Annotated in this window: 7 protein-coding genes and 1 pseudogene; 4 read left to right on the top strand and 4 right to left on the bottom strand. The window is 50.9% G+C overall.

Features of this window, described 5'->3' with window-relative positions; genetic code table 11:
* Positions 1 to 151 precede the first annotated feature (151 nt).
* Positions 152 to 1072, top strand: coding sequence for a branched-chain amino acid transaminase (locus tag NW815_RS04650; protein ID WP_011432133.1), 921 nt, complete (start codon positions 152 to 154; stop codon positions 1070 to 1072).
* Between the two features lie 65 nt (positions 1073 to 1137).
* Positions 1138 to 1656, top strand: coding sequence for a phosphoribosyltransferase (locus NW815_RS04655; RefSeq protein WP_414329088.1), 519 nt, complete (start codon positions 1138 to 1140; stop codon positions 1654 to 1656).
* A gap of 207 nt (positions 1657 to 1863) precedes the next feature.
* On the opposite strand, the gene NW815_RS04660 is transcribed toward NW815_RS04655, so the two are convergent.
* On the bottom strand, positions 1864 to 5634 hold the full coding sequence (locus NW815_RS04660; protein ID WP_414415763.1) for an FkbM family methyltransferase: 3771 nt from the start codon (positions 5632 to 5634) through the stop codon (positions 1864 to 1866).
* 203 nt (positions 5635 to 5837) lie between these two features.
* Between NW815_RS04660 and NW815_RS04665 the strand changes: the two genes are divergently transcribed.
* On the top strand, positions 5838 to 6353 hold the full coding sequence (locus NW815_RS04665; RefSeq protein ID WP_414387760.1) for a type IV pilin protein: 516 nt from the start codon (positions 5838 to 5840) through the stop codon (positions 6351 to 6353).
* 109 nt (positions 6354 to 6462) lie between these two features.
* Here NW815_RS04665 and NW815_RS04670 read toward each other — a convergent pair whose 3' ends face one another.
* The 3 genes from NW815_RS04670 to NW815_RS04680 all read right to left on the bottom strand — a co-directional run bounded on the left by NW815_RS04670 (position 6463) and on the right by NW815_RS04680 (position 9053).
* Positions 6463 to 7413: a glycosyltransferase family 2 protein gene (locus NW815_RS04670; RefSeq protein ID WP_414387761.1), complete on the bottom strand. Its 951-nt coding sequence runs from the start codon at positions 7411 to 7413 to the stop codon at positions 6463 to 6465.
* A gap of 17 nt (positions 7414 to 7430) precedes the next feature.
* A complete protein-coding gene (locus NW815_RS04675; protein ID WP_414387762.1) occupies positions 7431 to 8342 on the bottom strand; it encodes a 2OG-Fe(II) oxygenase in 912 nt (303 codons plus the stop codon).
* Positions 8343 to 8909: 567 nt separating this feature from the next.
* Positions 8910 to 9053 (bottom strand): hypothetical protein, encoded by a 144-nt coding sequence (locus tag NW815_RS04680; RefSeq protein ID WP_011432125.1) that lies wholly within the window; start codon positions 9051 to 9053, stop codon positions 8910 to 8912.
* Positions 9054 to 9224: 171 nt separating this feature from the next.
* Here NW815_RS04680 and NW815_RS04685 point away from each other — a divergent pair.
* Positions 9225 to 9983, top strand: a pseudogene (locus NW815_RS04685) (glycosyl transferase family 1); the annotation flags it as partial.

A 9983-nucleotide genomic window follows, 5' to 3' on the forward strand; every position in this document is an offset into this window, starting at 1 on the left:
TCAGGGTTTTGGGGGTTAGAGGCATGCTCTACGCCTATCCCGCGTGCTGCTACTACAGGCAGGGAAGTCATGCTGACGTTGGAGCTCCCGGCACTGCACGAATCGGTGATAATATTCCTACCTCTCATTCCTACCCCGGTGGGTGCCGACCATGCCAGATTTTCTGCCCTACGCCTACTTTCAGGGCCAGATTGTCCCCTTTGCTGAGGCGAAGATCTCCATTGCCACCCATGCTCTGCACTACGGGACAGCGGCGTTCGGCGGCCTACGCGGGATCCCTGATCCGCAAAACCCGGATCAAGTTCTGGTGTTCCGTCTGGATCGCCATTGCCGACGACTGAGTCAAAGCGCCCGCCTGCTCTGTTTTGATCTCCCTGCTGAACGGATTGAGCAGGTGATCGTCGAGCTGATCCGAAAAAACCGTCCCTCCACGTCTTTCTACATCCGCCCCTTGGTGTACACCTCCGACCTAGGCATCTCGCCGCGGCTGCACAACATTGAGAAAGACTTTTTCGTGTACGGCTTGGAACTGGGGGACTACCTCTCGCCAGAGGGAGTCAGTTGCCGCATCAGCTCTTGGGCCCGGCAAGAGGATCGCAGCCTACCATTGCGGGGCAAGATCACCGGCGCCTACATCACTTCCTCTTTGGCCAAAACCGAGGCGGCGCAGGCTGGCTATGACGAGGCCATTTTGATGAACTCCCAGGGCAAAGTGAGCGAAGCCTCGGGCATGAACATCTTCATCGTGCGCAACGGCGTGCTGATTACCCCCAGCTTCGACCAAGATATCTTGGAAGGGATCACCCGCGACAGTGTCCTCACCCTGGCCCGTGATCTGGGGATCCCTACCCAAGAACGGCCCGTTGACAAATCGGAGCTATTGATTGCTGACGAGGCCTTTTTAACCGGCACTGCTGCCAAGATCACCCCCATTCGCCAGATCGAGCAGTATGTCCTGCCCCCCTCCCGCCCCATCACCGAGCAGTTGCGGCAGAAGCTGACGGCAATTACCGAAAATCGGGATCCCGTCTATGCCCATTGGGTGAAGGTGATCCCTCTGAAAGAAAGCTAGTCCCTAGTCGAGGGGAGAAGCGTCATTATTAAACTGAGCACTCTAGATGGGTAGAGGGGGATCCCTTGCACGAAATTTCCATCACCTGGGCCGACTACCACCGCAAAATCGAGGAGTTGGCCGTCAAAGTCTACGAAAGCGGGTGGGAATTCAACCAAATCGTCTGTATTGCCAAGGGGGGGCTGCGCATCGGCGATACCTTGGCCCGTCTTTTCGACCTGCCCCTGGCTATTCTCTCAGCCTCTTCCTACTCTGGGCCCGGTAACCGCCAGCGGGGGCAACTGACCTTCTCGCGGGATCTAGCCATGACCACCGCCAACCTGGGCAGCCACGTGCTGTTGGTGGACGATCTGGCAGACTCTGGCATGACCCTAAAGCGCTCTGTCCACTGGCTCAAGCACCACTACGGCTTCTACATCGAGGAGATCCGCACCGGCGTACTGTGGTACAAGGCCGCCTCCGTCTATCAACCCGACTACTATGTGGACTATTTGCCGGATAACCCTTGGATCCACCAGCCCTTTGAGCCCTACGAGCAGATGACGCCTCAGCAGTTGATGCAGTTGCTGCGCTCTTCCGGTTAGTTGAATTTGCTCAAATTGGCTTGCTCGCCGCGCCTACAGGGTCAGCGTCAGTTTGAGTTCTCGGCATGAGCTGTCTACTTACGATTGCCCATCCCTACTGCAAGCCTTGTTTACCAGAAAGGTGAAATAACCTATAGGACGGGAGCCACTCCGCACAGCTAAGTTTCTTGTGCATGGTATGCGAAAGAGCGAAACTCAGGCTCAGATCTAAACCGACATCATATCTGCAACTTTTCCTAGATCTGAGGGATGGATTGCAATAGTGTTTGAGGCAGCAATGGGGTATTGCTGAGGCTTTACTCTGGTTAGCTTATTCAGAAAACGGTTGTATGTATAAAACTCGTACCCCAAAAGTTCCAGTACTTTAGCTGTAGCAGTTCCAATGGGGCTACGCTTGTTCTCAAAAATGATGACAGGGTGGCTGGCGCTAAGCAACTCTTTACCGCCTGAAATCACTCGATCTTCTGCACTTTCTGCATCGATCTTGATGAGATCAATCTGGGGTTCACCTTTCGAGCGCCAGACGGAGTCCAAGGTAACAAGGTTCACAATTTTTCCATCATCGTTTGGTTCCCGTTCTGACATCTGCTTCGGATCATCGACAGAATTGAAGACACTAGCTCTTTCTTCCCTTAGCTGAATAGTGCCTTCATGATCCCCAGCGGCAGCTTCGATAAGGAAGACAACATCTTCTAAGGAGCTAGCACTTATTGTTTTTTGCATACACCGAACACAGGAAGCTGTAGGTTCAACTGCAATCACGCTTCCTGTAGGACCTACTCGATGCGCAGCAAGGAAAGTGTATACCCCAACATTTGCCCCTACATCGATTACGTTCATCCCTGGTCTTAAAAAGTGCTTGCAGAAGCTAATCTCGCTCTCAAACCATTCTCCTTGAGTAAGTAGAACGCGCGTGACAACACTCGAGAACGAAGGCTCGAGGGAGAGTCTGCAATTTTCATAGTCAAAATAGAGATCGGGCTGCGCAGGGAAAGAGGCTGTTTGCACTTGAGACACAACCTCCCACAGTGCAATTTCCTTGACCAGGCATGCTTGGCGATGAGTTGGATCAAGGCTAAGTATATGGTTAATTGGTATTAGCCCTTCTATCTTTTTCTGCGAGAGAAGCTCAATCGCTACCGCCAGAGCTGCTTGTTCATCATCTGGATCTATCGAATAAGTTAGGTTCCAAAATCGCATGGCTTCTGGGCTGTATACGACCCCAATATGAGTAGCTATCCATCTGGCTAAATAATAGAGGTAACTGTGTTTCGTGTAAGCATTTGGGCGGGCAGAAACTTCGCTTTCAACCCAGATGGGGAGATCTATCGCTTTGGAAGGACGTAAACCTGCCGCTTCTGTGCACAGAAATTCTAGTAGAGCGTAGGCATCTTCAAAGGCGCGAGGACGATCGCCCAGTACCAGTAGAGCATGTATTCGATTTAGCCAGCAGGGAACATGGCGGGGATCCCTTGCCAAGCCCCTTCGCCACAAAGACAGCGCTTCTTCCCAAGCGGATTGGTGCGTTGAAACCGAAGCATCAGCACTTAGGGATCGAATGAGCTGGATCCCAGCTTGGTTCCATTCATCTGGAGTTGAGTACAAGTCGTTGGGGTGAAACGTATAAGTTTCGTGGGATTTACCTTCTAGAATATGGAAGAAGGCAGCTTCCATGCTGCGAGCATGTTCTCTTGGATCCCAAATTACTGACCAACGACGGGAATCCCTGATATTCCTCTTGATCTGGTTAATCCACTTTGGATCATTGCCCAGTTGGATCCCACGTTGGATAAACTCTTCTACTGACCAAGTGATACAATCTTCAAGACCGATATTTTTTAGCAGACTGTAGCTCATTCGGCCGTAGTAATGGCGACCTACTAAGGTAAGAACTGGCACACCCATGTAGAGAGCTTCCATAGTGTGGGTTGCGCCTGTGTAGGGAAAGGTATCTAAGACCAGATCCACCAAAGCCAGTTGGCCGCGATGCTCTTCTACAGTACTGGTTTTGGCTAGAAATCGGACGCGATCCAAAACATCTAATTCTTTGGCTCTTTCCTGATAGCGCCTGATAACCGTGGCAATTTCCCCCGAGCCTTTGACGATCAAGATCCCCTTGGGAACAGCTTTCAGGATTTGCAGATGGGCATCAATACATTCGGGGGTACGCTTGTAAGCACTGGCCGCAGTTAGGAAAACAATATCTTGCGGGCCTATTCTCAGCTTGTTTTTGAAATTCACCTCATCTGCAGGAGTAATGTCCAGATACTCAACAGCACAGTAGCTAGGCAAGCGGATAATTTTTTCATGGTAATCGGCCTGTGCATCTTCAGGAAGGACATAGGGATCGGCGAAAAAGTAATCAAATTCTGGCAAACCGACAGCATCTCCACCCAGCCAACCAATTTGGATGGGGGCAGCTCGCAAAGCTGCTACAATATTCGCATCGTGGCAGGTAATAGAGTCCATAAATATCATAATATCGATGCGATCCTCGCGTGCTTGAGCAGCTACCTGAGGCGATTTAGTTTCCTCAGGAAAAAAGCAGAAATAGAGATTTTCTTGAGAGCGAAATCTTTGATACATATTGTCACGGCCGACTATCTCTTCGCTTTTCCACCCTTGGTAGTAGTAATAGGCAACATCCACCAAACTGCGAGATAGATTTCTTAGGGTAGCCTCGCTGAGAAAGCCAACCGAGTGCCGATGAAAGCAGCTACTCAAAAAGCCCACTCGCAACTTGCGCTCAGCTCTACCGGATCTGCAGTAATCTTGCTGGTTTCTCTGCCAATACTCTGACCAGAGGAAGTCTCGCTGAGAAGCCATTAAGCTTAGGCAATCGTTAAAGATTCTACCACCAATCTGCTGGTAACGACGAATCAGAGAACGATCATCAGTTAGATAGCTCCAGCAAAAGCAAACTCGAAACAGAATGGCTTTAGCAATCGTTAGACTCTCGAGTAGATTTTCATCGTTAATTCTTAGTGATCCTAAGTCGGCTTCCCTCGATAAAATTAAGTCTATAATTTTCTGGATAACAAGGTTTATCCGTTCTGGCTGGGCAGCATGGATCAACTTTTCCAGCGATTCTGATAGAAGGGATAGACGAAGAGTAAAGTTCTCTTGCACCTGTGAGCTCTCGGCCGCCGTGATGAGAGCTTCTCCTAAAATGGAATAGCCATCACTGGTAGAGTTCTGGAAGAAGGCGCGGGCTGCCCTCTGAAAAAAGTCACCGATTAAGTCCTCTATCGTCCACAAACCTTCATAGCGCTTCGCCTGCTCGGGATCCACAGCATGAGCCAGCTGGGCCAGCAAAGCAGCAAATCCGGATTTCTGGTCCTCCAAAAGACGAGCTTGTAAAGCTGTGGCCACCTCAAAAAACAAATCCAGGTAGCCGTCATCCCATAGCCGCGCGAGCAATTCAGTGAGGAGCGGCTCCTGAGTAATGTCCAGGCTGCCCTCGCCGCCTAGGCCATCCAGCAAGGCTTGCCCATAAAAGCCTACTGCCAGCTCGTCCTCAGCTTGCAGGGCCCGCATCAGCAAAACTTGGGTGTTGTCCCGCCGGCTTGGATCCAGCTCAAAGGCCATCTCCCGCAGCTTCAGACAAACCTGGAGACGCTGCTGCGGCTCCTGCGCGGGGCTGTTTTCCAGACGACTTGCGAGGGATAGCAACAAATCCAAGACTTTCTCCTGGGACAGGATCCCTGTTCTCACCAGAGGCGTGTAGAGCTGGTAAGCAAGGCTCAGCTGGCCAGCAGCCAAGGCCTGCTCCAGCGCTGACAAGGTAATTGCCTCTGGCTCAGAGGGGGAAGCCAAATCATTGGCTGAGGAGAGGTCAAAGAAACCCCACAGGAACTCCCGCCAATCCTTTGCGTCTTGCTCTCGGTAAAAAGCAACCAACCACTCCGCAAAGGCATCGGGAGACTGCTGAAACAGTTGCTTGGCTTCCAAAATCCGAGCTTGTGGGGTAGGGTTCATGGGCTGAAGAGAGAGCGCTAGTCCTAGTCTGCCACGCTGAGGCCAGCTCAGCTAAACCACTGACCTGTGTCAGGCTCATCTGGCAAAAATCCGCAATTGCGCCAGGGAGCAGGCTGTTATGAGTCGCCCTTGAGCGGGGTAAGTTAGCACTAGCAGGTGAGCTGCACAGTTAACTCTCTAGTTTGCTAAAGGAGCTGGTACTCATGAGCGCAAAGTCTCGTCAGTCTCTGTTGCGGGCCAAACTGGCTCAGCAAATTCTCTCCAAAGCCAAGGGCTTCACCCTGATTGAGCTGTTGGTGGTGATTGTAATTGTGGGTGTGCTGTCTGCAGTGGCAATCCCGCAGTTCTTAAACCAAGTGCGCCGCTCCCGTACAGCCGAAGCTCAAGCGGCTCTCACTGAAGTAGGCCGTGCCTCTGAAGTCTACCGACTCGACTTCGGCGTCTATCCTGACACGTATGCTAGGATCAAGTTCGGTGGAGACCATACTGACAAGTACATGAACGATCCGTGGAGGGCTCCCAACTACACGCTACCAGTGCCTAGTGCACGTTCGACCAGTGCTCCTCACGCACTAAGGTGGGACACAACATCCACCGGTGCTCCATACATCACCAGGTCTGGTTCAAACATTCAATGCACCATTGGGCTGGGAGCGCAGGAGACAGCTGTGGTTACTGCGGCTACCTTTGTTGGTAAGAGCTGCAACGTCTTTGACTAGTTTCTATCTCTACTTTATGTACTCCGTGGCTCCCTGTGGGGAGCTTTTTTATTTCAGTTGCTCCAGTCTCCCTCAAGAGTAGGCAAGGGCTCTAGGCTAAACCAGTGAACTAGAGCGAGGACAGTAACTGTGATGGGTAGGGGATGCGAGTAAGAATACCCTTTTCGATGAGGTTCTGGTTGGTTTCAGGACTGCTGTAAAGTATGAACTCTTGATAAAGAGCTGCCATGCAAGTTCTATCTCCTGAGCAATAAGCGTCCCGTGAGGCCAAGTGAAAGGGAACCCGAATAGGATTAGACTTTGAGCGCCACCAGTAGTCAGGAAAGTTTCCCAGTTGAGCATACTTTTTATAGTAGTTTTGAAAGCCGCAGTTTAAGTAGTGCAAAATAGAGGGAGACGACGTTACTAGAGTATGATCCCCTGGAATATCAAAGCTATGTACGCTGTTAGGCAGAAGAGAGGGATAGATCCGAGCTGCTGACTTTCCATTCTGGTAAGCCAAAAAGTATTGACTCTTACTAGAGATCCTCTGAAACTGGGTATAGAATCCGGGATCCAAAATAGCAGGGTTTCTCTTAAATAAAGTGACCTCGCGGAAGTAGTCTTCGATCTCAAACGCTTCGGGAGCTGCTTCGTGGTTTAGAAACGTAACTTGAAATATGTCGTCGCTTACTCGATCAAACCAATTTGGAGCCGTTGTCTGGCCAGGATAAAAAAGCTCGTCTCCGTCAATACGAAGAATCCAGTCCATGTTTTGATCCAAGGCAAGTTGTATAGCCGTTTCTACGTTAAGGATCTGACGAGCCATGACCTCATAGCCAACATGAGGGCCATATTTTGGGTAGAGAACATTCCCCAATGCTTGTTGGACTTGCAAAGCTTCATCGTTGGGAATAGCCGTTACATCGGAAAACTGAAGTGCCACCTGAATAGCGGGATCCTCTGGATCGTCAAAGAAGATATAAATATGGGCAATTCCAAGGGCAAGGTGATAGCGAATGAACGACTCCAAGCACACGCCTGGATCCCGAACAGTGGTAATTATGCAAACTCTGGCCATGGTGGAGCTGCAAGCCTTTAGGTGAATTGCTTGGCTCCTAGCCAAGTATTGATAGTGAAGCGGCTATCGGCAAAGGCTTGGCTAGGGCTAAATACCGGCAGGATTTCATGTAGGCAACTGCTGGAGAAGAAGACGATGCTGTTATTTGTAGGGGTTACCTCATCGTATGCCCCGTGCAGGATTGGTGGATGAGGTTTTTGCCTTTGGGTATCGTAGATGCGCAGCTCACCTCCTCGATAAGGCTTTGGCTCTTTGTGGAAGTAATATACGCAGCTCACCTGGCGGAAGGCAGTTTGTGGGTAGGAGTTATCGGTGTGGGCGGTAAAGAAGCAGCCATCATGGCTGGCAATCATCTCCATCTCAAAGATTTGAATGTCAAAGTTCTCAATGCCTAGCTCAGCAAAAATCTGGGGAGCAACAGCCGCAATTTTTTCTCGCAGCAGGGATCCATGCTCCTGAAAGTAAGCGAAGTCCAGCCTCAGGGAGCGGCGAAATTTTAGTGACTCTGCCTCGGTGTTGCTCTTGCTGTAGCTCTTGGAAGGGATAAACTTGTCTTGGTGGGTAATGGCATGTTGGAGAATGGCTTGGTTGAGCTCTTGAGGCAGGAAGTTATCCAGCTTGATGTATTTACAGGGGTAAAACCGGTTGGGTTCTGAGGGATCCGGCTGGGTAAAAGTCAGGAATACCGGGTTAGCTGCCAGCAGTGATCCAGGGCCAATTGCTTCGATGTGAGCGAGATCCTGCTCGGTTAACCCTTTGTGCTGTGGATCCCAAGTGAGGAGATGGATCCCTTGGCCTAGATTGGGCAAAACCTTCTGCAGATGAAAACTGGGATCTATCCCCATCAAATCTAGGTTGGCTTGGGCTATGGCTCCGTAGCGGCAATGGTTAACCAAGTATAGGGCTGAGTCGGCCAAATAATCTCGCATTAGCAAAGACTGAAGCAGACAGGTACGGTAGTCCGTGAGTTCAGTCCAGAAACAAACGCCAATCTGGGTCTCTGGGAAACATTGACCGAGATCTGCCAAAAGGGCAGGAATGGGGCCTTCTAGGAGTAGAACCCGTTCTTCTAATCCCAACTGAGAAATTTGGGTTTGGATATCTTCTGTGCTGATTGACTTTTCGGATGAGCTCTGTAGGGGATTCCGTAGAATCACTGCTAACTTTTCAGGATAGCGAAGCATTGCCTGCAAAACAGCTGCGGACTCTTCCCAGCCAATCTGGCAGAAGATTTGCTGGCTAGGAAGGCAGGCTAAAGCCCAATCTAAGAGCTGGGTGAGACTCTGAGCTTGCTCCAGTTCTAGGAGAAGATCCTGAGCAAGGTCTTGGCAATCCATGGGGAGGGATCCCTGACGTCTGCTCTAGCTTAATGTACCCGGATCCACCCCCAGTTCTCACAACTTTTAGGCCAGGCGCTCAGCCCTTTGCTGCTCCAGTTCAGCCTTGGCAGGCATCAGTTCCCCAGCGGCAGTGGCCCACAGAATCCAGGTGGCCTCCTACCCTCCCACTTCGCTGGGTACAGCCTCAAAACCTCGCTCGGCATGGGTGGTGGAGATGAGCAAGTCCATCTGGCACGTGTGCCGCCAGCTTTCCATGGGTATGCCATTGTCGTAGGAGAGCTCGTCTTGGGTAGGGGCCATCCAGGCAGGTAAACTGGATTCGGCTCTTGCAGACAGGGATCCATGGGGTCGCTTATAACCTATGCTCGGCTTATCGTTTTCCAGGGCAACAGAGATCCCTTGTTGTTGTGTCCAATCCTAGTAGCCTGCAGGAGCTAGAAGAACCTGCCGCTCAACTTGGGGAGTCGAGAAATGCAAGACATCAAGGCCAATGCTCCGCGAATTCTCCTCAATTGGCCAACTCCGCCAGACTATATCCCGCCCCCGCAGCTTTCAGATCGGCAGGTCAGTCTTTGCCCCAAGAGGAGAGCCAAGGGCTTTGGACTAAACTTTGTCAATCTCTCTAAGGAATTGGTGGAGTGCCCAGAGGGAGACTATGACCTCTATGACTTTGTGCAGCAGTCTGAGCAAATTACAAATAAGGAGTTTGACCTAGTTATTGTTTGGACTTCCAGCTTTGACCAGAGTAATCCCCTAAATACAAGGAAGTTTAAATGCCCCACACTCTTGCTTGCTGGAGACACCCACCACTGGAAGTTTCCCATCAACCATCTCTTGGCCTACTGGGCTACTGAAGGCTTTGATTACGTCGCTACTGCCTATAACTTCCAGCATTTGCACTGGTTTGCCGCAGCAGGCGCTGAGAATCTTGCCTGGTTGCCTCTTATCTCCATGCGCACTGTTACCCACGATTGGGTGGAAGATAGAGAAAATCAAGTGGTCTTTATCGGCCAACAGGGATCCCGCCATCCCAGGCGTTGCCGGCTGGTTCAAGCCATAAAGAATGCAGATTTGCCCATCCTCATCAAAACAGCCAACCGCCAAGAGGCAGCCAAATGGTTTGCCCATTCTCTGATTTCCTTTAACTGCAGCCAAAATGGGGATCTGAACTTAAGGAACTTGGAAGTGATTTCCGCGGGGGGCTTTCTGCTTACTGACCAGCTCTCCTTC

The organism is Synechococcus sp. R6-7 (assembly GCF_047461695.1).
In the GTDB taxonomy this organism is placed as follows: domain Bacteria; phylum Cyanobacteriota; class Cyanobacteriia; order Thermostichales; family Thermostichaceae; genus Thermostichus.